Here is a 24,642-nt window from a genome sequence, read left to right as displayed (position 1 = left end):
TAGCAAGCGCTTTCTATGCGGTATGACGCTAGCCTGCCGACAGCGGCCCGGACAAGGGGGGCGCTCCACAACTCCTCGGAGGAGAGCGATGACAGTCACCCTGGCGGACGTCGCGGCCCGCGCCCGGGTGTCCCCGGCCACCGTGTCCCGTGTCCTGAACGGCAACTACCCGGTGGCCTCGTCCACGCGGGAGCGGGTCCTGCGCGCGGTGGACGAACTGGACTACGTGCTGAACGGCCCGGCCAGCTCACTCGCCGCCGCCACGTCCGATCTGGTGGGCATCCTGGTCAACGACATCGCCGACCCGTTCTTCGGCATCATGGCCGGGGCCGCGCAGAGCGAGATCGGCGGCCCGGGTGACGGATCGGGGCGCGGGGGCGGCGAGAAGCTCGCCGTCGTCTGCAACACCGGCGGCTCCCCCGAGCGCGAACTCACCTACCTCACCCTGCTGCAGCGCCAGCGCGCCGCGGCCGTCGTCCTCACCGGCGGCGCGCTGGAGGACCCGGCCCACCAGGCCGCCATGGCCGTCAAACTGGCCAGGCTCGCGGACGCCGGCACCCGCATCGTCTTCTGCGGACGCCCCCCGTTGCCGGACACCGACGCGGTGGTCGCCGCGCTGGCCTTCGACAACCGGGGCGGCGCCAGGCGTCTCACCGAGCACCTGATCGCCCTGGGACACCGCCGGATCGGCTACGTCGCCGGGCCGCTGGAACGCACCACGACCCGCCACCGGCTGGAGGGCCACCGCGAGGCCATGAAGGCGGCGGGGCTCTACGGGGACGAGGAGAGCGTCACCGTGCACGGCCCGTACGACCGGAGCTCCGGCTACGACGCCACCCTCGAACTCCTGCGCCGCGAACCCGAGGTGACGGCCGTGGTGGCCGCCAACGACACCGTGGCCCTGGGTGCCTGCGCGGCGGTGCGGGACCGCGGGCTGCGCATCCCCCAGGACATCTCGGTGGCCGGCTTCGACGACCTGCCGTTCTCGGTGGACGCCGTTCCCGCCCTGACGACCGTACGACTGCCGCTGTTCGAGGCGGGTGCGCGGGCCGGACGGCTGGCCATGGGCAAGGAGACGCCTCCTCCGGGAGGCATGGCGACCATCGCCGCGGAGCTGATGGAGCGGGGATCGACGGCGGCACCCGCCCGCTGACCGCGGACACCCCTGAACGCGGACGCCTCTGACCGCGGACGCCCCTGACCCCGCCCCCTGAACCCATGACCGCGGACGCCCCTGACCGCCCGCCCCCTGAACTCCTGGCCGCGGACGCCCCTGAGACCCGACCGCCCGGACGGAGGCACCTACGCGCCGGCGCGCCGAACCGGTACCGCCCGTACGGCTCGGGGCGCCGCGGACGGAAAGATGGGGGCCACTCCCCCATGTGCCCGTCCCGGCAGCCCTCCAGGATGGTCATCGGGAGAACCGCTGGGGCCTCCCTCGACCGGGGAGGTGAACGCGGTGGTGGAGAAGGAAGCGATCGGCGGAACGGACAGGGCGTCCGCACCACGCGTACCGGTGACCGCCGACGGCTCCGGACACGCCCCGGCGCCGGACCTGGCCCCGTTCTTCGCCCCCACGGAGCACGGTGACCCCTGGTGGGTCCCCGGCACCGTCGGACCGCGTCCGGCCGCCGAGCCCGACTGGGCCCGGTTCGTCCGGGAAGCAGTGGCCCTGGCGCCTCGGGAGGCACGGATCGCGGACCGGGCGTACCCGGACCTGACCGGCTTCGCCCTGGTCGTCGCGCCGTTCGCGTCCCGGGCCGCGGACCGGATGACGGACACGGTCGCGTCCCAGGCCGCGGACCGGGCGACGGACACGGCCGCCGGCCGGATGACGGGCACGGCGGACAGGGGAGCCGCACGACGGCGGACGGCCCCTTGCCCCGCCGGCGTGCTGGACGGTTTCCGGCACCACGTCGCGCGGCGTCTGGCCCTGCTGGCCGCGAGGACCCTCGTATCGGAGCTGCACGGGGCCCGGACCGGCGGCAGGCTGAGCGGTGCGGGGCCGCGTGAGCGCTTCCGCGACTTCCTGCGGCTGACCTCCGGCCGGGCCGGCCTCGCGAACCTGGTCACCGGGTATCCCGTCCTCGCCCGGATCCTCGCGCAGGGCGCCATGAACGCGGCCGACGCGTTCGCCGAGATGCTCGGCAGGCTCGCGGCCGACGGGGAGCTCCTGGGCTCCTCCGCGGTACTCGGAGACCGGGGCACGGGACGGTCCACCGCCTACGGGCCGCACACCCTGACCGGGGTCGACGCCGGCACGGGCGACAGCCATCGCGGGGGCCGGTCGGTGATGCTGCTGCGGTTCGCCGACGGAGCCCGGCTGGTCTACAAGCCGCGCCCGCCGGCCGCCCACCGGCACTTCGACACGCTGGTGGAGTGGTTCAACTCCCACACCGGAACGCCGGATCTGCGGGCGCCCCGGGTCCTCGACCGCGGTGCGTACGGCTGGGCCGAGTTCGTCGAGGAAGCGCCCTGCCGCTCGACGGCCGAGACCACGCTCTTCTACCGGCGGCTGGGCGCGCTGCTCGCACTGCTGCACGTCCTGGACGGCACGGACCTGCACCACGAGAACCTCATCGCCTGCGGGCCGCATCCGGTCCTGGTGGACGTGGAGACGCTGTTCCACCCGCCCCTGACCCAGACCCCGCCCACCGACCCGGCGGCCCGTGCCCTGCACGCCTCCGTCCACCGTGTGGGGCTGCTCCCGCAGTTGCTGGTCGGGGACGCCACCGCGCTCGACATGTCCGCCGTCGGCGGCGGACAGGCCGCCTCCTCCCCGCTGGAGACCGCCTCCTGGGCGGCGGCGGGCACCGACACCATGCACCTGGTGCGCACCACCGGGCGGTTCACCGAATCGGCCAACCGCCCCACCCTCGACGGGGCGCCGGCCGACCCGTTCCGGTTCACCGACGCGCTGTGCGACGGTTTCCGCAGCGCGTACACGACGGTCAGCGAGTCGCGCGACGAACTGCTCGGCCCGAAGGGGCTGTTGCGCCTCTTCGCCGACGACGAGATCCGCTTCGTCCCCAGGCCGACCTGGACGTACGCCACGATGCTGCACGAGTCGACCCACCCCGATCTGATGCGGGACGCCGCCGAGCGCCAGCAGGTGTTCGCGCTGCTGCGCACCGGGGCCCTGGGCACACCCGCGCTGCCCGGCCTGGAGGACGAGGAGATCGCGGAGCTGTGGCAGGGCGACGTACCGGTGTTCACCACCCGCCCGGACGTCACCGAGGTGTGGGGCGGCACCGGGCGGCCGATGCCCGGGCCCGCCGGGCCCACCGGCCTGGCGCGGGTGGAGGCCAAGATCCGCGCCCTGGACACGGTGGACCGGCAGGACCAGGAGCGGGTCATCCGCACCGCCATGGTGAGCACCTCCACCGAGCCCCCGCACCGGGCCGTCGGGGACGGCAGGCCGCGGACCGAGGCGACCGCACCGGAGCCCGAACACCTGCTCTCCGCCGCGCGCTCGGTGGGCGACCAGCTCGTCTCGCTCGCCTACCACAGCGGCAGCCGGACCAACTGGATCGGCCTGGAGCTGCTCGGCGAACGCTACTGGCGCCTCACGCCGCTGGCGGCCGACCTCGCGGGCGGCTACACCGGGCCCGCGCTGTTCCTGGCACAGCTGGCGTCCCTGACCGGGGCGCCCCGGTACGCCGACGCGGCCCGGGCCGCGCTGGCGCCCGTACCGGGCCTGTTGGACGCGTTGCACCAGCGCGGAGACGACCTCGGGCTGCTCGGTTCCGGCGCGTTCTCCGGCCTCGGCGGGATCGCGTACGCCCTGGCCGAGATCGGGACGCTGCTGGACGACAGCAGTGTCCTGGACTGGGCAGGCCCCGCCACCCGGCTGGCCTGTGCGGCGAGTTCCGCGGAGGAGGGGCTCGGGGTGCGCGGCGGTGCGGCCGGCGGCCTGGTGTCGCTGCTCGCCGTGCACCGGGCCACCGGCCGGGCCGAGGCGTGGCGTGGCGCGGAGCGCTGCGCCGAACGGCTCGCGGCGGCTCCGCCCCCCGCGCCCGGGGGGTTCGCGGACGGGGCAGCCGGCATCGGCTGGGCACTGCTGCGGTTCGCCGGGGCCGGCGGCGGCCCGCGCCACCTGAGCGCCGGGCTGCACGCCCTGCGGAGCGCGGCGCGCGACGCCGGCGGCGGTCAGGCCTGGTGCGAGGGGACGGCGGGGGTCGCACTGGCGGTCGCCGACAGCCCCGAGGCCCTGGCCGATCCGGAGCTGGGCGACTGGCTGGCGGTACGGGCCGATGACGTGGCCCGGTCCGCCCCGCCCGGGGACGACAGCCTCTGCCACGGCGAGCTGGGCGTGCTGGAACTGCTCGGCCACGCCGCCCTGCCCCTGCTGCGGCCCCACTGGCTGCGCCGTACCGGCACCTTGCTGGCCGCCGCCGACCGGGCGCAGGCGCACTGCGGGACGCCCGGACACACACCTCACCCGGGGCTGCTCACAGGGCTTTCGGGGATCGGACACGGGTTGCTGCGGGCGGGGTTCCCCGACCGTATCGGCCCGGTACTGCTCATGCGCCACTCCACGGGGGCCGACCGGTCCTCCGCACCCATGACGTTGTCGACCAACGACCAGTAGATGAGGCAGAGATGACGCAGATCAGCGATTCGGCCGGATACGCGGACGTCACCGCGGCGCACGAGGGAGTCCTGGAGCACCCCGCCGGCAAGATATCGCTCGGCAACCGCGGCGGGCTCGGTCTGCGCAGCCGGCTTCTGAGCGCCACGGACGGGGACCCCTCCGGCCCTGACCTCCCGTGGACCACCTTCACGGTCCCGATGTAGCCCTTTCCCCCGGGTCGCACCGTGATGCGCGGGAATATGCCTACTGCCGTACTCTGTACGGCTCCAGTAGCCTGCGGCCATGCGTGCGAATTCGCCGGTCGTCGTCGGACGTGACGAGGAGATCGGTTTACTGAGCAGCGCCCTGGACGCCGCACGACGGCGTTCGGGGCGCGCGCTGTTCCTCGTCGGTGAAGCGGGGATCGGCAAGTCCCGGCTGGTGGGTGAGTGCGCCTACCGGGCCTACGGGCTGGGCATGCCGGTGCTGCGCGGCCGGGCGGGGTCCACCGGCCTGGTGGTACCCCTCCGTCCCCTGGTGGAGGCCCTCTCGTCGCACTTCCGGGCCGCGGGCACGCCGACCGACCCGGAACTGGCGCCGTACCACCCGGCGTTGGCCAGGCTCGTGCCGGAGTGGCGGAGCGGGGCGTCCGCCGGCTACACGGAGACCGTCGTCGAGCTGGCCGAGGCCCTGCTGCGGCTGCTGTCGGTCCTGGGCCGGGAGACCGGCTGCGTGATGCTGCTGGAGGATCTGCACGACTGCGACACGGAGACCGTCGCGGTCGTCGAGTACGTCATCGACAACCTGGCGAACCTCCCGGTCCTGCTGCTGGGCACCCTGCGCCCCGAGCCGGGGACCGCGCTGGACCTCGTACGCTCCGCCGAGCAGCGTCACACCGCGGCGGTGCTGGAGTTACGGGGGCTGGCCGAGGCACAGGTGCGCACCCTGACCGGGGCCTGCCTGGAGACACCGCCCGAGCGTATCCCCGAGGCGGTCCAGCAGCGTCTGGTGGAACGGGCGGCAGGCAACCCCTACCTGGTCGAGGTGCTGCTCGACGACCTGCTCGACACGGGCAGGCTGCGGCGCGCGGGGGACGGCTGGGAAGTGGCGGACCAGCCGGACGGCACCCTGCCGTCGCGCATCCTCCGGAGCTGGTCCCACCGGCTCGACCGGATGGACGAGCCGGTCCGGGACCTTCTGCTGACGGCGGCCACCCTGGGCAGCCAGTTCTCCGTGTCGGTCCTCCAGACCGTCACCGGGCTGGAGGACCGCGCCCTGTTCACCCATCTGAGATCCGCCGTGGAGACGGGCGTGATCGCCCCCGACGGAGCGGCCCCCGACCGCTACACCTTCCGGCACACCCTGACCGCGGAGGCGCTGGTCTCCTCCCTCGCCCCGGCCGAGCGCGCCGCACTCGCCCGGCGTGCCGCCGCGGCCGTCGAGCACTCGGGGGAGCCGCTCGACGAGGACCGGCGGCAGCTGGTGGCCTCGCTGGAGCTCGCGGCGGGCAACCGCGCCGGTGCGGCCCTCCAGTTCGCCGAGGCGGGGCGCCGGATGCTCGCGTCGGGTGCGCACGGTTCCGCCGTGGTGCTGCTGGAACGTTCCCGCTCCCTGGCGGCGGAGGGCGACCTGGGCGCCGTCACCGAGTCCCTGGCGGTGGCCAGGGCCGAAGGCGGCGACCTGGACGGTGCCCTGGCGCTGGCCGACGCGCTGCCCCCGGTCCCCGCGCGCTCCGATGCGGCAGCCCGGCGGGGGGACGCCCACATCAAGATCGCCTGGGTGGCCGTCATGGCGGAGCGGGCCTCCGACACGGCCCGTCAGATCGACGCGGCACGAGCCCTGTTCGGACCATCGCCGTCCCCGGCGCGCCTCGCGTCACTCTCGGTCGTCGACGGTCACCTCTCGCTGCTCCCGGGCGAGGACCGGCGGGACGCGGAGGCGGCCGAGCGGGCCGCCCGCACGGCCGCGGAGACCGCCGAGGCGGAGGGACTCCCCGTGGTGGCCTGCCAGGCCTGGCAGTTGCTGGCGCTGCTCTCCAGGGAGAGGGGTTTCGACGCCGCCGACGCGTGCCTGGAGCGGATGCTGACCCTGTCCACCGAGCACTCCCTGCCGCTGTGGCGGGTGGAGGCGCTCGTCCGCCTGGGGGTGAACAGCTTCATGCGGACCGGTGACGCGGCCCGTCTCCACTCGGCGCGGGCGGCGGCGGCCGAGCTGGGTTCGCTGCTGCTGGCGCAGACGGTCGACGGACTGCTCGCGATGAACGCGGTGATGTGCGCCCGGTGGGACGAGGCGGAGGAGATCACCGGGCGGTCGGTGGAGGCGAGCGCCAGGATCGGCAACCACGGCGCCCACCGGTACCTGCTGCTGGCCGGAGCGGCGGCCGCGGCCCACCGTGGCCGCCGTCGGGAGACGGAGCGGTCCCTGACGGCGTTCCGCAGGGCGGGCGGCGACCGTTCCGCGCTGGTGCCCCTGCGCCTGGGCTTCTGCGGGGCGATCGGGGCGCTGCTGGAGGAGGACCGCCCCCGGGCCCTGGCCGAGCTGGACGCCGCCCTCGCGTGGGAGCGCGACCACCCGAGCTACTACTACCTGAGCGGCCGGTACGGACTGCGCCCGCTCCTGCGGGTGCTGGCGGGTGAGTCGGCGCGCGGGGAGTACGAGGAGGTGGCCGCTGCGCCCGGTGCCGCCCTGGCCTGGAACCGCCAGTTCCTCGAGCTGGCGGAGGCGGTGCTGCTCGGCCGGGAGGGCGACCCGGCCGGCGCCGCACGGCGGATGACCGCCTTCCACGCCCGGTCCGCGGCCTTTCCGGTGGCCCGCCATCTCGGTCTGCGGCTCGTCGCGGACCCCGCGCTCGCCGACGGGTGGGGCGAGCCGGTCCTGTGGCTGCGCACGGCGGAGGAGTACTTCCACGGGGCGGGGGTGCAGTCGGCGGCGTCGGCATGCCGGGCGGCTCTGCGGCAGGCCGGGGTGAGCGTGACCCAGCACCGCGGTGGCCGGGAACGGATCCCGCCACCGCTGCGGACGAGCGGGGTGACTCCGCGCGAGTACGAGGTGTTCGTGCTGCTGGCGGAGCGGCCGGGCAACCAGCAGATCGCCCAGCGGCTGTCCATCTCGCCCCGGACGGTGGAGAAGCACCTGGCCAGTCTGCTGAGCAAGACGGGACGGGCCAACCGCACGGCCCTGTGCGAGTTCGCCGCGGAGTGCGTGGTCGACCAGTCCTGAGCGCAAGGGCTTCCCCGCCGTCCTGAGCGCAGGGGCTCCCCGCCGTCCTGAGCGCAGGGGCTCCCCGCCCCGGTCGCGCGGGGGCGGGCCACCCCTACCGGGCACACGGCAGGCGGACGCCGCCGGAGCCCTTTCGGGCGCAGGGCACCCCTGATGCGGTCACCGGTCTCCGGGCAGGGGCGGCAGCCCGGCCGCGGTCAGGGGCTCCCGGGTACGGGGAGCCGGCCGGCAGGGTGGGGGAACGGCCCCGCAACATGGGGGCCTCGGGCGGCGGGGGCCGGGTGCGCGGCCCGGAAGATGCGGGGTGCACACCGATGTGTCCCGTTCCGCGTCGCGACAGGATCGACGGTGTACGGCAGCTCTTCGCCCCTCCCCAGGCCAGGAGGCCCGCTGATGCCCTTACCTCCCGTTCGCCCCGGCTCCGCCGGCACGGTGTACTTCTCGCTGCTCGGGCCGCTCTCGGCGGTGATCGACGGCAGACCGCTGCCGCTCGGACCACGGAAGCAGAGGCTGGTCCTGGCCACCCTGCTGTCGCGCCCCAACACCCCCGTGCCGGTCGGCGTGCTGACCGACGTGGTCTGGCCGGAGGGGCCGCCACGGACGGCGCGCAAGAACCTGCAGGTCTATGTCAGCGCCGCCCGTGGGCTGTTCGGGGCCGTGGACGGCGACGACCGGAACCGCGTGGTGCACGACTGCGGCGGCTACCGGCTGCGGGTGGAGGAGGGCGAGCTCGACACCCTGCGCTTCCGGGCGCTGGCCCGGGCCGGCCGCGCGGCCGGGGAGCGGGGGGACCTGCGCACCGCCGCACGGCTGCTCCGGGAGGCACTGGACCTGTGGGGGGAGCGTCCGCCGCTGCACGACCTCCGGGACTCCGCCGGGGTGGCGGAGGAGGCCGAGCGTCTGGAGGCCCGCTGCCTCACGGTCTACGAGGACTGGGCGGAGGCCGAGATCGAGACGGGCCGGGCCGGTGTGGCACTGGACGGCCTGCGGGACCTGGTGGAGCGCCACCCGTTCCGGGAGCGGCTCCGGGCGGCGTGGATGAACTCCCTGCACCAGACGGGGCGGCAGGCGGAGGCGCTGGAGGTGTACGACGACTACCGGCAGCTCCTCGCCAGGGAGCTGGGTCTCGAGCCCAGTCCGGCGATGGCGGCCCTCTACCGGGCGATGCTCGGCGGGGGCAGGGCCTCCCGTCCCGCCGCCTCCCGTAACGCCGCGTGCGGTGTGTCGCTGCCCGCGGACAGCAGGCGCTTCACCGGCCGGGGCGACGAACTGGCCCAGCTGCTCGACGTCGCGGGCGGCCCCGACGGCGCCGTGGTGATCGTCTCCGGACCCGCCGGGGTCGGGAAGTCGGCGCTGGCGGTCCGGGCGGCCCACCTGCTCGCCGAAGGCTTCCCCGACGGACGCGTCCATCTCCGGGCCCGGCGGGAGGACGGTACGGCACGCGCCCGCAACGACATGCTGGACGAGCTGGGGCGGCTGTGCGAGGTGGGCGGCGCGGGCCGGCCGGATCCGGCTCGGGCCGAGAACGCCTGGCAGGACTGGCTGTCGCGGCACCGGGCGCTGATCGTGCTGGACGACGTGGCGGACGAGGCGTCGGTGCGCGGGCTGCTGCCCCGGTCCGGACGGTGTTCGGTCCTGCTCACCGCCCGCGGTCAGCTGGCCGGGCTGGAGGCCGTGCACCGGACGGCGCTGGCGGCGCCCGAGGACGGCGAGGCGCTGGAGCTGCTGGGGAGGCTGATCGGTGAGGACCGGCTGCGGACGGACCCGTCGGCGGCCCTGCGTATCGTGCGGGCCTGCGGAGGACTGCCGTTGGCGGTGTCGGTGAGCGGGATGCGTCTGGCGGTGCTGCGGCACCTGCCGCTGGCGGAGTACGCGGACCGGCTCGACGACCCGACGGCGGCCCTGGACGAACTGGTGGCCGGAGACGTGTCCGTACGCTCCCGCCTCGCCGCGGGCTGGCAGGACCTGAGCGCCCGCGACCGGGGGGCGCTGGTCAGGCTCGCGGGCCTCGGGTGCGACGGGGTCTTCACCCTGGAGCGGGCGATGGCGGCGCTGGACAGCGACGAGCGGGGCACCATACGCGCGGTCGAGGCGCTCATCGACACCGGTGCGGTGACCTCCCCCGCGGGCGAGGTCACCGCTCACGCCGCGCTGTACGAGGTGCCGCGCCTGCTCTGTCTGTACGCCCGCGAGAACGTGGGCGTCGGTGAGGGTTCTCCCGGGGCGGTCCTGCCGGGCCGGGAGCCGGCCCGGCCTGCCGGGAGCGGTGCGTCCCGGCTCCTCAGCCGAGGGTGAGCAGGTCCAGCAGGCCCGGGAGGCTCCCGCCGGTCGCGTCACCGCCCGCCGTGTCCCGGCCCCCGGAGAGGAAGTTCAGGGCGAGCAGCAGCCCCGCCGCCCCGGTGGCGAGGTCGGCGGAGAAGCGCCGCAGCGTCGCGCCCGGGACGAGCAGCCGGTCCTCGTCGGCGACGAGATGCCAGGTGAGGTTGCGTACGGAGGCCAGGACCGCGGGCCCGGTCCGGGTCCCGGATCCGAGCTGGCCGGCGGCGGCGACGAGGCCCGCACGGCCGGTGAACAGCCCTGGTTCACGGACGAACTCCATGGCGCAGCCCTTGCGCACCCCTGGGATCAGGGCACTCAGGGAAGCGTCCTCGTACCGGGCGGTGTAGGCCTGGGCCACCAGCGCGACCCCTGAGCTGCCCTGGCCGAGGTAGAGCAGGTGGCGTCGGCCGTCCTTCACCTGGAGGGTGCCGTCGGGCATGGTGACGATGTGCCCGGCCTCGCGGTCGAGGGCGGTGCGTGCGGCCCGGCGCAGCCACCTCTCGCCCGTCAGTTCGTGCAGTTCCAGGTGGAGCAGGGCGGCGCCGCTCAGCCCGCGCAGCAGTCCCGCCGACTCGGGGAGGCGTACCCCGTCCACCTGCTCGCCCCGCACCAGCCGGTCCAGCTCCCGGGCGGTGCTGAGGGCCGTGTCGACCAGCCGCGTGTCGGGGGCCGTGCCGCCGGCACGGGCCATGCGGAGAGCGGCGAGCGCGAGGCCCGCGCGCCCGGTGAGCAGGTCCGCCGATGACGTCCGGGGGGCCTCGGACATCGCACGGTCCCACAGCTCCCGCCCCTGCTCGGTGCGGCCGAGGAGGGAGAGCACCAGGGCTGTGCCCGGCAGCCCGTCGAAGAGCCCGCCCGCCCCGGCGGGGTCCCTGCGGAGCGCCGCCGACGCCAGCCAGTCGGTCCACTCCCCGGGGACGGGGGCGCCCGCCCGGTGCAGGGCGTACAGGACACCGGCCGCACCGTTCGCGAGGTCGGTCCCCCCGGTGGCGAAGAGGTCGGGGCTGCCGGGGAAGAGGCGGTCCGCCCGTTCGGGGGTGGCTCCGGCGTGGATGCCGGCCAGGAGCCGGGTGCGGATCCCCGCCCAGTCCACCTCCGGCCCCTCGAACAGGGCGGCCACCTCGGCCTCGCGCCGTCGTGCGGCGTCCAGGCCGCTGAGCAGGCCGGGCCGGCGCGGGCCCGCACCGGCCGGCAGGCCGTACCTCCCGCGGGCCCAGGCCTCCAGGGTGAGGGCCTTCCCCTTCTCCAGTCCGGCCATCTCCATGACCGGCATCAGCATGGTGAGCCAGGTCGCCCAGAGCGCGTAGGCGTCGGCCTCCTCCCCGGGGGTGCCGGGGGGCGCCTGGAGACCCTGGGCACCGGCCAGGGGGGTGTCCTCGTCGTCGAGCGCGGTCGCGTACTCGAAGTCGACGAGGACGATCCGCCCGTCGGGCCGGACGATGATGTTGGAGGGGTGCAGGTCCCCGAAGCGCAGACCGCGCGCGTGGATCGCCTCCAGCGCCCGGGAGAGCTGGTCCGTCACCGCCTCGGTCCAGGCGACGTAGGGGGCGAGTTCGTCCGCCGAGTCCGCCCCCCGGACGAGGGCGAACCGGGCGACGATCTCCTCCAGCAGCGTGTTCCCCTCGATGTGCTCCTCGATCAGGAAGTGGTGCTCCCAGACGGTCCGTACGCCGTACACCTGGGGGACGCAGTCCAGTCCGGCCAGCACCGTCAGCGCCTGGTGCTCGCGGGTCAGGCGGGTGACGGCGTCGTCGCCGGCGGCGTCGAGGCCGCAGTGCGGGCGCGCCTCCCTCAGCACCACGCGCCGGCCCGTCTCCCGGTCCTCGGCCAGATAGATCCCGCCGGCGTTGGAGAACTGGAGGGCCTCGGTGACCGTGTACGGGAAGGTGTCGTCGCGGGCGGCGGCGCGCGCCGCGAGGTGCGGCCGCAGCACAGCGGGTACCTCGACCCAGTCGGGCACCCGGAAGACCACCCCGCGTTCGTCCGGTACGAGCTTCCCGGAGGGGTGCCGCAGGGCGAGGACCCGGTGCCCCTCGGCATCGAGGCACCAGCGGGGGAGGAAGGCGCCGTAGCGGGTGTACACGGGTGCGTCGCCGATCCGCAGGTCGCTGAGGACGTAGGGGCCGCTGCGCCCGGCCAGGGCCCGTGACAGTTCGCCGGCCAACGCCAGGAACACGGTCTCGTCGGGCGGGTAGACCGCGACGAACTTGCCCGCACCGCTGCGGTTCATGTGCTTGTCCGCCATCAGCCGCAACGCCTTCTCGCTGCGCAGGAACTTGAAGGGCACTCCGTGGCTGAGGCAGATGCGGGCGGTGTCGCGCAGGGTGGCCTCGGCCTCGTCGGGGACGGTGGACACGTGGATCTTCCAGCCCTGCTCGGCCGGCCGGACGTGCTCGGGTGTCAGCGAGGTCCACAGGCCCACGGCCTCGCGGCGCCAGCCCGCCGGGGGCGGGTCGGTGTCGAGCCGGTACCGCGACTCCTCGTCGGGCAGCCGGGCCGGCGTGTCGAAGTACCTGCGGTCGGCGAGGCAGTAGAGCTGGATTTCCTGGATGCCTGGCACGCTCGGCTCTCTCTTCTCGAAGCCCGCCGGAAGCGCGGACGGTGGGGTCGGACGGCGTGGGACTCTCCGGTGCGCTCGTCAGCCGCCCGGGGCGGCACGGTTCGCGCCGGCGGGTGTGTGACCGGCCTCCGGGACGTGGCCGGATCCGGGCCCCCGTGCGGGTTCGGCGACGGGCTCCGGCGGGCCGGCGGGCTCCCCCGCGTCGTGCGGGGACGGTTCCGCCCGCGCCGACGGGGCGAAGGTGACGAAGAGGGCGGACACGGCCAGTACGCAACCGGTCAGGCCGAAGGCCCAGCGGGCGCCGAAAGCGGTCAGCAGGGCTCCGCCGGCCAGCGGCCCGAAGGGCTGCACCATCGAGGACAGGAAACCGGCGGCGCTCTGCACCCGGCCGACCCGGTCCTCCGGGGTCACGATCAGGAGCTTCGAGAGGAATCCGATGCTGGCGATCGTCGACAGACACATGCAGAGCGCGCACATGACCCCGGCCACCAGGGGGACGCTGATCCAGGCCATCACCCCGGCGGCCGCCACACAGGTCCAGCAGGTGGCGACGATCAGGACCCGGGAGTGCCGGTCGGGGCTGATCCTCGGCGCGAGCAGCGCCCCGATCAGTGCCCCGGCGGAGACGCAGGTGATGACGAACCCGCCGCCGATGCCGGAGCGGCCCCCTTCGGAGAACGCGGTCAGGGCGGTGAACGTGAGGGCCCCGAACGCGAAGTTCATGCCCAGGCCGAAGACGAGAAGGACCGTACGCAGATAGGGGATCCGCCACAGGAACGTGAGGCCCGCCATGAGTTCGCCCTTGCTGAACACGGCGCCCGCGGTCTTCCGGGCCCGGGAGCGGGTGCGGACGAGGGCAACGCAGACGGTCGACAGGAGCAGGCCCAGTGCCTGGGCCGCGAACGGCAGGGCCGGGTGGATGCCGAACAGCGCGCCGCCGACGAGCGGTCCGACCAGCCGGGCCGTCTGGGTGCGTGCCTGGAGCCGTGCGGTGGCGGTGCCCATCTGTCCGGCCGGGACGACGGCGCGCATCAGGCCGAAGACGGCCGGCCCGTAGACGCTGCTGATCACCGCGCCCGCCCCGGCGACGAGCAGGACGAGGGGCATGGGTGCGTGCCCGGACCACACGGCCGCGGCGAGGACGGTGACGACGGTCAGGCTGCCGACGTCGCACACCCTCATCAGCCGACGGCGTTCGACACGGTCCGCCATCACCCCGCCGGGGAGCATGGTGATCAGTACGGCTCCCACGGACACCGTGCCGACGACTCCGGCCTGCACCGCGGAACCGGTCTCCTTGAGTACCAGCAGGGGAAGGGCGAGGGCACTCATCTGCCCTCCGAGGACGGCGAAGAGGCCGCTCAGCCAGAGCAGCCGGAAATCCCTGTTGCCGCGCAGCGGCATGGTCATCGTGAACTCCCGGTGGTGGTCGGGGTCGTGAGGAGCGGTGCCGGCCCGTTCGGCCGGTGGCGGAGGCGGGACGGGGTCCGGCGGGGAGCTGCTCGCACCGCGCGGAGCAGGAACCCGCGAAGAGCACGGGAGGGCCCGAGGACGGAACCGACGGCGGGGCGGCTCCGTCACGACGGAACCGACGGCGGGGCGGCTCCGTCACGACGGAACCGCCCCACATCACCGGTCGGCCGGGCGCCACGGCGGGAGGGCCTGCCTCAGCCTCCGTGGCGCCGCCGCGGTGCGTCCGGTCAGCCCCCCATGACGACGCTGATCACGCTGACACAGCTGCCCGGAGCCTCGATCTCCTTGTCGACGGACGTCTCCTGGAGGTCCAGCACGGAGTGCGCCTCGACCTCGGGGGTCTCGGTCTCGTTGTTGTCGTCGGCCGCGGGCTTCGTGTTCTCGGACATGGTGGTCTCCGTCCACTCGTGACTGCGCTGGTTCCGGGAGCCCTGAGGTGCCGGGTCCGGTGAGGCGGGCCGTTGCCTGCCGTTGCCGAGAAAGTTAGGAGGCCCCGCCTGGCGATCGCTTCGGCGGTGGTATGGCTCCGGTATCGGTCCAGCTCACAGCGGCTTCCCCCCGCCGGCCGCCAGGCCCCGAGGCGGGCCCGCACCCCGGCTGAGCTGGGCACATACCGCTCCTGAAGCGTTCGTGGACCGCCGTCGAACCGCCACGTCACACCCTGGGGACTCCGCGCACGCCGGCCGGGTCCACGGGAACCGGCCCTTCGGTACGCGCGCTCCCGGCCCCGAGAAGGAGGCGGCCCCGCATGGAACTCGGCGAACTCGTCGGACGGCGGCCCTTCCCCGCCGCCGGCGTGCTGCTCTGCCTCACCCGGCGCTGCCCGCTGAGCTGCGCCCACTGCTCGACCGGTTCGTCACTGACGTCACGCGAGGAACCGGGCGCGGACCGTCTGCTGCGCTTCGTCGGCTCGTTCACCGAGGAGAACCGTCCCGACGTGGTGATGCTGACCGGCGGTGAACCGCTGCTGCTGCCCTCACTCGTCGAGCGGCTGAGCGCACGGGCCCGCGCCGCCGGGTCCCGTACGGCGCTGCTCAGCGGCATGTTCTTCGCCCGCTCCCGGGACATTCCCGCTCCGCTCCTGCGTGCGATCACGGGGGTCGACCACTTCTCCGCCAGTCTCGACGCCCACCACGAGCGGGAGATCCCCCGTGCCGACGTCTTCCGTGCCGTGCACCGGGTCCGGGAGACGGGCGTGGCGGTGAGCTTCCACCTCACCGGCACGGGAGCCGGCGATCCCTATCTGGCGGACGTCACCCGGGACATCGAGAAGGAGTTCGGCGGCCGGGTGCCTTCGCTGGTCAACGAGGTGCGGGCGTTCGGACGGGCGGCTTCCTGGGCCGCGCCCGCCCGCACCGGCCCGGAGGCGGGCGCGGTCTCCCCGTGCGCCATGGCCGCCTGGCCGGTGGTCGCCTTCGACGGGGCGGTGCTGGCCTGCTGCAACCAGGACACCGTGGACCTGCGGCCGGCCCCCGCCCACCTGTACCTCGGGCACGTGGCCACCGACGACTGGGCGTCCGTCCGCCGGCGCGCGCTGGAGTCGCCCGTCCTGCGCATGATCCGCACGGTCGGCCCCGCGCATCTGGCCGCGCGCTCCGGTCTCCCCCCGCGCGGCGGTTCCTACTGCGACGGCTGCCGGGCCCTGGGCTCCGACGGCCGGGTGGCGGCCGACGCCGGTTCGGTCGCGGCGGGGGCCCCGGGAGCGCTGCTGGACCTGGCCGCCGCCCACCGCGGCGCGGCGGACGGGCCGGTGGGCGTCGTACGGCAGCACGGCTGCGCCCCGTACGCGCCCCTGGTCCTGGCGCGCGTCCCGGGCACGGACACGGTGCCCGCCGCGGGGGGTTCCCGGTGAGCGCCGCCGGGCCGAGCTCCTCGGCACGGCTGCGGGTCACCCTGCGCCTGGTGGACGCGGACCTGCTGCACGCGATGGAGCACATGTGGCGCGCCGAGGACCTGCTGCCGCGCTACCGCCGCTATCTGTGCACCATGCACGCGGTGGTGCGGGCCTCCGTTCCGCTGATGCTGCGCGCCCTGGAGCGGGCCAGGCTGCTGGAGGACCGCGGCGACCCGCTGGCCGGTCCGCTGGCGGCGTACCTGCGTGAGCACATCCAGGAGGAGGAGGGCCACGACGTCTGGCTGCTGGAGGACATCAGGGCGGCGGGATCGCTGCCGGGGGACGCGCTGGGCCCGATGCCGGGGCCGGTCGTCGCCGCCCTCGCCGGCTCCCAGTACTACTGGATCGAGCACCACCACCCGGTGGCCCTGCTCGGCTACATCGCGGTGCTGGAGGGCTACGCGCCCGCCGCCGGCCTCACCTCCCGCATCGCGCACACGACCGGCCTTCCGGACGCCGCCCTGCGGACGGTGCGGGAGCACGCGGCGCTGGACACGGGGCACCTGGACGAGCTGTACGCGCTGCTGGACCGGCTGCCGCTGACCCGTGGTCAGGAGTCCGACGTGACGGTCAGCGCCATGCACTCCCTCGACGCGCTCACCCGGCTGTTCGTCCGGCTCGGGCGCTCCGCGGCGGCGCCGCTGCCGCGGGGGGCCGGACCTTCCTCACCGACGGGAGTCACCCCATGACCCGACCACCCCCAGACGGCACCGGCGGCCCCCGGGCGCCGGGAGACGGTGAACGGCCGGTGCTGCCGGCCGCGTTGTACGAGGCGGGCCTGCCGGTGGACCTGCTCACCGACGAACAGCGCCTCGTCCTCAGCGAGCTCACGGAGGAGGAACTCGCGGTGCTGCTGGACATCAAGAGCCGTCTGGACGCGGTGGAGCCCGAGGTCCAGGCCCACGGAGAGATCGCCGGCGGCGCCCTGTTCTGAGCCGGGGCCGCGCGGCCCGCCCCGTCCCGGTCCGCACCGCTCCCGGACGGGTGCGGGCCGGCGTGGCCGGCCCACGGACGCACCGGCCCTGCCCGGCAGCGCAGCCCCACTTCCGGAGAGAAGGGATCGTCATGAACTGCCCCACGTGCCGCCAGGACCTGCCGGAGGACGCCAGGTTCTGCTCGTCCTGCGGGACGCCGTGCGCCGTCGCCGCCGCTCCCGTGGAGGACGAACGCAAGCCGGTGACGGTGCTCTTCTGCGATCTCGTCGGTTCCACCGCCCTGTCGGGCGTGCTGGACCCGGAGACCCTGCGCACGGTGACGCTCCGGTACTTCGAGGCGATGAGCTCGCAGATCGTGGCTCAGGGCGGCACTCCGGAGAAGTTCATCGGCGACGCCGTGATGGCGGTGTTCGGTGTGCCGGTGGTGCGGGAGGACGACGCCCGGCGCGCACTGGCCGCGGCGCTCGGCATGCGGGACGCGCTGGCCGCGCTCAACGAGGAACTGCACACCACGCTCGGCATCAGGCTCGCCACCCGGATCGGCGTCAACACCGGCCAGGTGGTGGCCGGCGGCGACGCGACGGCCCGCCAGGCCCTGGTGTCCGGGGAGACCGTCAACATCGCCGCGCGCCTGGAGCAGAACGCGGGCGCCGGGGAGATCCTCCTCGGGCCGGAGACCCTGCTCGCCGCCGGGCCCACGGTCTCCGCCGAGCCCACCGGGCCGCTCCGGCTCAAGGGCAAGCAGGACAGCGTCGAGGCCTACCGGCTGCTGGCCCTGGGAGCGGACGATCCGGCGCTGCTGCGCCGCTTCGACGTGCCCTTCGTCGGACGTCACGCCGAGCAGGGCGCACTGGACGCGGCCCTGTCGGACACGGTGAGCGAGGGGCGGGCCGGCCTGCTGCGCCTCACCGGCGAGCCCGGTATCGGCAAGACCCGGCTGGTGCGGGAGTGGCTGGCGCGGCGCTCCGCCTCGGGACTCCTCTCCTACGGTGCCGGCCGGTGCCGTGGCCACGGGGACCAGGGCACGCTCACTCCCCTCGCCGACGCCCTGCGCACCCTGCCGGCGCTCGCCGTTCCCCCGGAGCCGTCGGAGGGCGGCGCCCGTTCCGGCGCGGCGGCCGACGACGCGATGACCCTGCTGTCCGCGGGACTGCTGCGCGACGGTACGCCGAACGCCCCCTTCGAGGACATGTGCGCCGCGCTGGCGACGGCGCTGGGCCGGGCCGCCCGGAGACGGCCCTTCGTGCTGGTGCTCGACGACACGCACGAGGCGGCTCCCCTGCTGATGCGGACGCTGGAACGCCTGTCGGAGGGTCCGGGGCCCGCCGGTGTGCTGATGGTCTGTGTGGGCCGCCCGGACGGGACGGCCCACACGGAGGGCTGCCTCCAGCTGACGGGCCTGCCCCGCGAGGAGAGTGTCCGGCTCGCCGGCCTGCTGACCCGGCTCGACGGTGGTGCCGGGCCGGTGGACGAGCGGCTCCTGGTCCGCGCCGAGGGCAATCCGCTCCACCTGGAACAGCTGCTGGTCGGCGGCCGGGCGGACAAGGTCGCCTCGGACGGCCCCGACGCCGGACTGCCGCCCACGCTCCAGGCCCTGCTCGGCGCCCGGATCGGGGCGCTGGCGCGGACGGAGCGGGCCGTGGTCGACCTGGCCGCGGTCATCGGCCGCGAGTTCACCGCTGCGGAGCTCCTGCTGCTGGAGACGTCCGCGCGGCTGGCGGAGCGGCGGGGCCCAGCGGTGGTGAACGTCTCCTCCGCCGAGCGGGCACACCGGCTGGGGCGCATCGAGGAGGTGCTGGTCGCACTGACCAGGCGACGCCTCGTGGAGCCGGCGGGGACCGGCCCGGAGCCGGCGGCCTACCGGTTCAGCAGCGGGCTGGTGCACGAGGTGACGTACGCGTCGCTGTCCAAGCGCGCCAAGGCGGACCGCCACGCCTGGGCGGCGGAGTTGCCCAGGGTGCTGCGGGCCGGGGACGGCGCCGTCGGCGGCCACCTCGAACGCGCCTGCCGCTACCGGGCCGAGCTCGGGCTGCTGGACGACCGGACCGGGCGGTTGCGCGGCCGTGCGGCCGCCGCGCTGGGCCGCGCGGGGGCCCAGGCCGCGTCCCGGTCCGACCTGGCCTGGGCGGACGACCTGCTGGAGCGGGCGGTCGAACTGGACCCCGACGACGCGGGCTCGGTGCGCAGGCTCGGTGAGGTCAAGGTGGCTCTCGGGCAGACCGGGAGCGGGGCCGGTCTGCTGCGCCGGGTACGCGAGCTGGACTCGGCTCCGGTGGAGTCCGCGCACGCCAGGCTCGCACTCGCCGTGCTGGATCCGTCAGGCCCGGGCCCCGGGCCCGCGGCGACGGCGCGGGCCGTGCTGCCGGTCTTCGAAGCGGCCGGGGACGCGCTCGGCCGGGCCAGGTCGCACCTGAGGCTCGCCCAGCACCTCCAGCAGGCCGGCCGGCACGAGGAGGCGGAACGCGATCAGGCACGTGCCCTGGAGCAGGCTGTGCTGGCCGGCGCCGAGCCGGAGCGGGCGGGCGCCCTCGGAGCCATCGGCGTCTCCCTGTGGCGGGGTCCGGTGCCCGCCCCCGAGGCGGTGGCCCGCTGCCGCGCGCTGCTGGCCGCGCACGGGGAGGGCCGCCCGACGGTCAGGCTCACCCTCAACTGCCCCCTGGCGGTGCTGTACGCACTCCAGGACCGGCCCCGCGAGGCGCGCTCCTGCCTCTCCGAGGCCCAGGAGCTGGCCGGGAAGCTGCGGTTCGCCGAGGCCGAGGTGTTCCTCCCGGTGTTCCGGGCCCAGGTGGAGGCGTTGCTCGGACGCGGGGACGCCGCGCTGGAGCTGCTGGCGAGGGCGGACGAGGCGGCCCGGGACGCCGACGCGGGCGGGATGCGGACGGCCGTGGCGCTGGACGCGGCCCGGATCGAGCTCGACGAGGGCCGGACACGGCAGGCGGCGGCCTGGATCGCGGGCGTCGGGGAGGCGGCGGACCTGAGCCATGCGGACGCCGTCGACCTGAACGGGCTCCGGGGCCGGCTGGCCGCCGCCGGCGGGCGCCCGTCGGAGGCGGCCGACCACGCGGAACAGGCCGTGCGGGCATCGCTGCTCACGGACTCCCCGCTGGTACGGGCGACGGCCGAACTGGACCGCGCCCGCACCCTGTCCGTGCTGGGGCACAGGGCTCCCGCCCTCACCGCGGCCCGTACGGCACGGGAGTACTTCGCGGGCAAGGGGCACCTGCCGGGGGCCCGCCGGGCCGCCTCCTGCGTCCCGGCCGAAGCCATGGTCACCACGACGGAGAGGAGCTGACCGATGGGAACCAGCGGAACGGGCACGGTGCCGGGGCAGGGACTCACCTGGAGCCTGCGGGGGCGAGGACCGGAGGACCTGCCGGTACCCGCTGACGAGGGACCACCGGGCGGCCGGCCCGCGCGGCAGGCGACAGGACGCGGCGTGCGGGTGTGCGTGGTGGACTCCGGCGTGGAGCGCGACCATCCGCTGGTCGGCCCGGTGGAGAGCTCCTGGGTGGTCGTCAAGGACCCGGAGAGCCAGGAGATCACGGTCGAGCCGACCACCACGGGTGACACCTGCGGCCACGGGACGGCGTGCGCGGGCATCATCCGCCGTACCGCCCCCGACTGCGAGATCCACAGCGTCCGGGTCCTCGGTGAGCGCTTCTCCGGCACCGGAGACGTCCTGATGGCCGGGCTCCGGTGGGCCGTGGAGCAGCGCTTCGACATCGTGAACCTGAGCCTGTCGACCACCCGCTCCCGGTTCGCCGCCGAGCTGCACCAGCTGGCCGACAGCGCCTACTTCGGCCGCACGGTGATCGTGGCGTCGGCGCACAACACCCCGGTGGAGAGCTTTCCCTGGCGGTTCGCCTCGGTGATCTCCGTGGGGAGCCACCAGGAGGACGACGAGCTGCACCTCTACAACCCGGACCCCCCGGTGGAGTTCTTCGGCCCGGGGCAGAACGTGTCCGTGCCCTGGCTGGGCGGAAAGACGATCCGCACCACCGGCAACAGCTTCGCCACCCCCTACGTCGCGGGGCTCTGCGCCCGTGTCCTGTCCGGCCACCCCCGCATGACGGCCTTCCAGCTCAAGAACGCCCTCTATCTGTCCGCGGCCAACGTGCACGCCGGCCCGCGTCCTTCCACAGCGGCAGGAGATACCCGTGATGACTCCGAGAACTGATGCCACTCTCCCCTCCGCGTCCTTGCCCGCCCCGGGTGACGCCGCCCGGCACGAGCTGCTCCAGTCCGTGGTCGACGTGGCGCGCGCGATCTTCGGGGCCGCGGCCGGCTCCGTCTGTCTGCTGGACGAGGAAGCGGACGAACTGGTCTTCCAGGCGGTCTCGGGGAAGGGCGAGGAGTTCCTCGTGGGGCGCAGGTTCCCGGCGGGGCGTGGCATCGCCGGCTGGGTGGTGACCTCGGGTGAGCCGATGGTGGTGGACGACCTGAGCCAGAACGCGTCCTTCGACCGCTCCCTGGCGGAGTCCACCGAGTACGTCCCGGACGCCTTGATGGCCGCCCCGCTGATCAGTGACGGGCGCGTCCTCGGAGTGCTGGAGGTACTGGATCCTTCGCCCCAGGCCCGCTCGGGCGTCCGCGAACTGGACCTGCTGGCGATGTTCGCCCGGCAGGCGGCGGCCGCCCTGCGGGTGCTCGCCCCGCACCCCGCGGGCGCCGGAGGGCGGGCCCTGGACGGCGAGCGGCGTGAGGACGCGTTGCAGCTGCTCGGCAGCCTGGAGCGACTGCTGCGGGGCACGGACTGAGGGGCCCGTACGCTGGGGCGGCGCGCGGGAGTGACGGCCGGGTCCGGAGGGCAGGAGCCGGGAGAGTGCCGGGCCGTTCCCGCGCCGGCCCCCAGCGGAAGGACACATCGTGAAGCTCGCTTTCTCGACCCTCGGAGTGCCGGGCATGCCCGTCGCGGACGTGGTGCGGCTCGCCGCCGGGAACGGATACCAGGGGGTCGAGCTGCGCGCCCATCCGGAGGAGCCGGTCAACACCGGCCTCAGCCCGCTCGAACGGGCCTCCGTCGCCGAGGAGTTCAAGCGGGGCGGGGTCGAGATCCTGACCGTCGCCGGCTATGTGAGGGTGGCCGCCGGGGGTGAGGACGGGCCGGTGCTCGCCGAGCTCGCCGAGCTGGTGGAACTGGCACGCGACCTGGGCGCGGCGAACGTCCGGGTCTTCCCCGGTGGCGGGGACCAGGACCCCGCGGACGCCGACGCGATCGCCGCGCGGCGGCTGGGAGCCGCCGCCCCGCACGCCGCCGACCTGGGTGTGCGGATCCTCCTGGAGACCCATGACTCGCACCGCGCCGGTGCCGACGTGGCCCGGGTGGTGGGGACCGTCGGGCACGGGCAGATCGGTGCGATCTGGGACGTGATGCACGCCTGGCTGGCCGGGGAGGAACCCGCGGCCAGCCATGCGGTGCTGGCCCCGCACCTGGGATACGTACAGGTGAAGGACATCGCCTCCGCCGAGGACACCACGCCGCTGGCGCTCGGCACGGGGGTGCTCCCGCTGAAGGCGTGCCTGGACGCACTGGACCCGGAGAGCTGGGTGTGCTGGGAGTACGAGAAGCGCTGGTACGCCGAGGCGGCCGGTCTTCCCGAGCTGCTGGCGGCGGGGCGGGAGCACCTGCTGCGGCTCGGCGCGCCGAAGCAGTAGGCGGGACCCCCGTCTCCCGGCGGGTGCGGCGCCCCGCCGGGAGACCAGCCGCCTTCCGTGTGTCGTGCCCGTTCTCGGGCCGCCCCCTTGACTGGTAGTTACTTTCCATATATCCGTACCTTCTTGGAAGTTTCTTTCAGCATCGGAAGGGGCTCACGTGCACTACCGCACCTCCAGACGCACCCTCCTCACCGCCACCGCGGCAACCGCCGCGGCAGCGGCGACCGGCGTCGCCGCTCTGCCCGGTACGGCACAGGCGGCCGTCTCCGGCACCTCCACGGACAGCCGTCTCAAGCGGCTCATCGCCCGGATGAGCCTGGAGGAGAAGGTCGGCCAGCTCTTCGTGATGCGGGTGTACGGGCACTCCGCGACCGACCCCGACCAGGCGGACGTCGACGCCAACCTCGCCGAGATCGGCGTCCGCGACGCGGCCGAGCTGATCTCCACGTACCACGTCGGCGGCATCATCTACTTCGCCTGGGCGCACAACACCCGCGACCCGCACCAGATCGCCGACCTCTCCAACGGCATCCAGCGGGCCGGGCTCGCCGGACCCACTCCGCTGCCGCTCCTCGTCTCCACCGACCAGGAGCACGGCATCGTGTGCCGCGTCGGCGAGCCCGCGACGCTGCTGCCGGGAGCGATGGCACTCGGGGCGGGCGGTTCACGGACCGACGCGCGCACGGCGGGCCGGATCGCCGGGGCCGAGCTGGCGGCGCTGGGCATCAACCAGAACTACGCGCCGGACGCGGACGTCAACGTCAACCCGGCCAACCCCGTCATCGGTGTGCGCTCCTTCGGCTCCGACCCGGAGTCGGTCGCCGGGCTGGTCGCCGCGCAGGTGAAGGGGTATCAGAGCGCGGGTATCGCCTCCACCGCCAAGCACTTCCCCGGCCACGGGGACACCAGCACCGACAGCCACACCGGTCTGCCCGTCATCCACCACACCCGGGAGCAGTGGGCCGAGCTGGACGCCCCGCCGTTCCGGGCGGCCGTCGCCGCCGGTATCGACTCGATCATGACGGCCCACATCGTGGTGCCCGCCCTGGACCCGTCGGAGGACCCCGCCACCCTGTCCCGCCCGATCCTCACCGGCATCCTGCGCGAGGAGCTCGGCTACGACGGTGTGGTGGTCACCGACGCCCTGGGGATGGAGGGCGTCCGCACGAAGTACGGCGACGAGCGCGTCCCGGTCCTCGCACTGCTGGCCGGCGTCGACCAGCTGCTCAACCCGCCGGATCTCGGGGTCGCCTGGAACGCCGTCCTGAACGCCGTGAAGAGCGGCGAGATCAGCGAGGCCCGCGTCGAGGAATCGATCCTGCGCATCCTGCGGCTGAAGACGAAGCTCGGGCTGTTCCGCGACCCGTACGTCACCCACCGGGGCGTCGACCGCACGGTCGGCATCCGGTCGCACCTGGCCGCCGCCGACCGGATCGCCGAGCGCACGACCACGCTGCTGGCCAACACCGGCTCGCTGCTGCCCCTCTCCCGCCGGTCCCACAAGAACCTCCTGGTGGTCGGCGCCGATCCGGCCTCCCCCTCCGGCACGACCGGCCCCCCGACCACGACGATCGCCGGGGCCTTCGAGGAGCTGGGATACGCGGCGACCGCGCTGTCCACCGGCACGGCACCGTCCGCCGCGAAGATCGCCGAAGCCGTGGCGGCGGCCGAGGGCAAGGACGCGGTGATCGTGGGTACGTACAACGTCACGGCGACCAGCTCCCAGCGCACCCTGGTCAGCGCCCTCTCGGCGACCGGCGTGCCCGTGGTCACCCTCGCGATCCGCAATCCGTACGACATCGCCCACCTGGCCGGGACGGGGCATGCCGCGAGCCTCGCCTCGTACTCCTGGACGGACGTCGAGCTGCGGGCCGCCGCTCGCGTGATCGCGGGGCGGGCCCGGCCGGAGGGCAGGCTGCCGGTCCCGGTGCAGCGGGCGGACGCCCCCACGCAGGCGCTGTACCCGGTCGGCTACGGACTGTCGTACCGGAGTTACGCCCCACCCTCGCCGTAA

16 protein-coding genes are annotated in these 24,642 nt (G+C 74.8%); 13 read left to right on the top strand and 3 right to left on the bottom strand.

What is annotated here, in order from left to right; genetic code table 11:
- The first annotated feature begins 88 nt into the window (after positions 1-88).
- The 5 genes from OO67_RS10750 to OO67_RS10730 all read left to right on the top strand — a co-directional run bounded on the left by OO67_RS10750 (position 89) and on the right by OO67_RS10730 (position 10,087).
- Positions 89-1,153 carry a LacI family DNA-binding transcriptional regulator gene (locus OO67_RS10750; protein WP_033299224.1) on the top strand — a complete coding sequence of 355 codons (1,065 nt, stop codon included), beginning with the start codon at positions 89-91 and terminating at the stop codon, positions 1,151-1,153.
- A 309-nt stretch (positions 1,154-1,462) separates the two neighbouring features.
- Entirely contained in the window at positions 1,463-4,591 is a 3,129-nt protein-coding gene (locus tag OO67_RS10745) for a type 2 lanthipeptide synthetase LanM family protein (protein WP_033299485.1), read from the top strand.
- Between the two features lie 11 nt (positions 4,592-4,602).
- Entirely contained in the window at positions 4,603-4,797 is a 195-nt protein-coding gene (locus tag OO67_RS10740; RefSeq protein ID WP_033299223.1) for a hypothetical protein, read from the top strand.
- 79 nt (positions 4,798-4,876) lie between these two features.
- Positions 4,877-7,792 carry a helix-turn-helix transcriptional regulator gene (locus OO67_RS10735; protein ID WP_033299220.1) on the top strand — a complete coding sequence of 972 codons (2,916 nt, stop codon included), beginning with the start codon at positions 4,877-4,879 and terminating at the stop codon, positions 7,790-7,792.
- A 393-nt stretch (positions 7,793-8,185) separates the two neighbouring features.
- Positions 8,186-10,087: an AfsR/SARP family transcriptional regulator gene (locus OO67_RS10730; protein WP_033299218.1), complete on the top strand. Its 1,902-nt coding sequence runs from the start codon at positions 8,186-8,188 to the stop codon at positions 10,085-10,087.
- Here the strand turns inward: OO67_RS10730 and lanKC are convergent.
- The 3 genes from lanKC to OO67_RS38955 form a co-directional block, all read right to left on the bottom strand.
- Positions 10,074-12,671, bottom strand: coding sequence for a class III lanthionine synthetase LanKC (gene lanKC / locus OO67_RS10725; RefSeq protein WP_033299217.1), 2,598 nt, complete (start codon positions 12,669-12,671; stop codon positions 10,074-10,076). The two genes, OO67_RS10730 and lanKC, sit on opposite strands and share 14 nt — an antisense overlap.
- Positions 12,672-12,749: 78 nt before the next feature.
- On the bottom strand, positions 12,750-14,081 hold the full coding sequence (locus tag OO67_RS10720) for an MFS transporter (protein ID WP_033299216.1): 1,332 nt from the start codon (positions 14,079-14,081) through the stop codon (positions 12,750-12,752).
- Positions 14,082-14,371: 290 nt separating this feature from the next.
- Positions 14,372-14,533, bottom strand: a complete 162-nt coding sequence (locus OO67_RS38955; protein ID WP_167748641.1) for a hypothetical protein — start codon at positions 14,531-14,533, stop codon at positions 14,372-14,374.
- Between the two features lie 359 nt (positions 14,534-14,892).
- Here OO67_RS38955 and OO67_RS10715 point away from each other — a divergent pair, with 359 nt between their 5' ends.
- From OO67_RS10715 to OO67_RS10680, 8 genes are all read left to right on the top strand, one after another.
- Positions 14,893-15,996 (top strand): radical SAM protein, encoded by a 1,104-nt coding sequence (locus OO67_RS10715; protein WP_033299214.1) that lies wholly within the window; start codon positions 14,893-14,895, stop codon positions 15,994-15,996.
- Complete coding sequence (locus tag OO67_RS10710; protein WP_033299212.1) at positions 15,993-16,727, top strand: iron-containing redox enzyme family protein; 735 nt, start codon at positions 15,993-15,995, stop codon at positions 16,725-16,727. Before OO67_RS10715 ends, OO67_RS10710 begins: the two co-directional genes overlap by 4 nt.
- Positions 16,724-16,972, top strand: coding sequence for an aroma-sacti cluster domain-containing protein (locus OO67_RS10705; RefSeq protein WP_033299211.1), 249 nt, complete (start codon positions 16,724-16,726; stop codon positions 16,970-16,972). Before OO67_RS10710 ends, OO67_RS10705 begins: the two co-directional genes overlap by 4 nt.
- 131 nt (positions 16,973-17,103) lie before the next feature.
- Positions 17,104-20,265 carry an adenylate/guanylate cyclase domain-containing protein gene (locus tag OO67_RS10700; protein WP_033299210.1) on the top strand — a complete coding sequence of 1,054 codons (3,162 nt, stop codon included), beginning with the start codon at positions 17,104-17,106 and terminating at the stop codon, positions 20,263-20,265.
- Between the two features lie 3 nt (positions 20,266-20,268).
- Positions 20,269-21,150 (top strand): S8 family peptidase, encoded by an 882-nt coding sequence (locus tag OO67_RS10695; RefSeq protein ID WP_033299209.1) that lies wholly within the window; start codon positions 20,269-20,271, stop codon positions 21,148-21,150.
- Complete coding sequence (locus OO67_RS10690) at positions 21,134-21,730, top strand: GAF domain-containing protein (protein WP_033299207.1); 597 nt, start codon at positions 21,134-21,136, stop codon at positions 21,728-21,730. Before OO67_RS10695 ends, OO67_RS10690 begins: the two co-directional genes overlap by 17 nt.
- 109 nt (positions 21,731-21,839) lie before the next feature.
- Complete coding sequence (locus OO67_RS10685) at positions 21,840-22,628, top strand: sugar phosphate isomerase/epimerase family protein (protein ID WP_033299206.1); 789 nt, start codon at positions 21,840-21,842, stop codon at positions 22,626-22,628.
- A gap of 157 nt (positions 22,629-22,785) precedes the next feature.
- The gene (locus OO67_RS10680) at positions 22,786-24,642 is read left to right on the top strand and encodes a glycoside hydrolase family 3 protein (protein WP_033299205.1); all 1,857 of its coding nucleotides are present in this window, start codon (positions 22,786-22,788) and stop codon (positions 24,640-24,642) included.

The sequence above is a fragment of the Streptomyces atroolivaceus genome, from assembly GCF_000717025.1.
Classification (GTDB): domain Bacteria; phylum Actinomycetota; class Actinomycetes; order Streptomycetales; family Streptomycetaceae; genus Streptomyces; species Streptomyces atroolivaceus.
This window is presented reverse-complemented; position numbering and strand designations above follow the sequence as displayed.

Coding starts and splice junctions, on each gene's coding strand:
- OO67_RS10715 (WP_033299214.1), top strand. CDS start 14,893: ATGGAACTCGGCGAACTCGTCGGACGGCGGCCCTTCCCCGCCGCCGGC.
- OO67_RS38955 (WP_167748641.1), bottom strand. CDS start 14,533: ATGTCCGAGAACACGAAGCCCGCGGCCGACGACAACAACGAGACCGAG.
- OO67_RS10720 (WP_033299216.1), bottom strand. CDS start 14,081: ATGACCATGCCGCTGCGCGGCAACAGGGATTTCCGGCTGCTCTGGCTG.
- OO67_RS10750 (WP_033299224.1), top strand. CDS start 89: ATGACAGTCACCCTGGCGGACGTCGCGGCCCGCGCCCGGGTGTCCCCG.
- OO67_RS10730 (WP_033299218.1), top strand. CDS start 8,186: ATGCCCTTACCTCCCGTTCGCCCCGGCTCCGCCGGCACGGTGTACTTC.
- OO67_RS10695 (WP_033299209.1), top strand. CDS start 20,269: ATGGGAACCAGCGGAACGGGCACGGTGCCGGGGCAGGGACTCACCTGG.
- OO67_RS10690 (WP_033299207.1), top strand. CDS start 21,134: ATGACTCCGAGAACTGATGCCACTCTCCCCTCCGCGTCCTTGCCCGCC.
- OO67_RS10735 (WP_033299220.1), top strand. CDS start 4,877: ATGCGTGCGAATTCGCCGGTCGTCGTCGGACGTGACGAGGAGATCGGT.
- OO67_RS10705 (WP_033299211.1), top strand. CDS start 16,724: ATGACCCGACCACCCCCAGACGGCACCGGCGGCCCCCGGGCGCCGGGA.
- OO67_RS10700 (WP_033299210.1), top strand. CDS start 17,104: ATGAACTGCCCCACGTGCCGCCAGGACCTGCCGGAGGACGCCAGGTTC.
- OO67_RS10740 (WP_033299223.1), top strand. CDS start 4,603: ATGACGCAGATCAGCGATTCGGCCGGATACGCGGACGTCACCGCGGCG.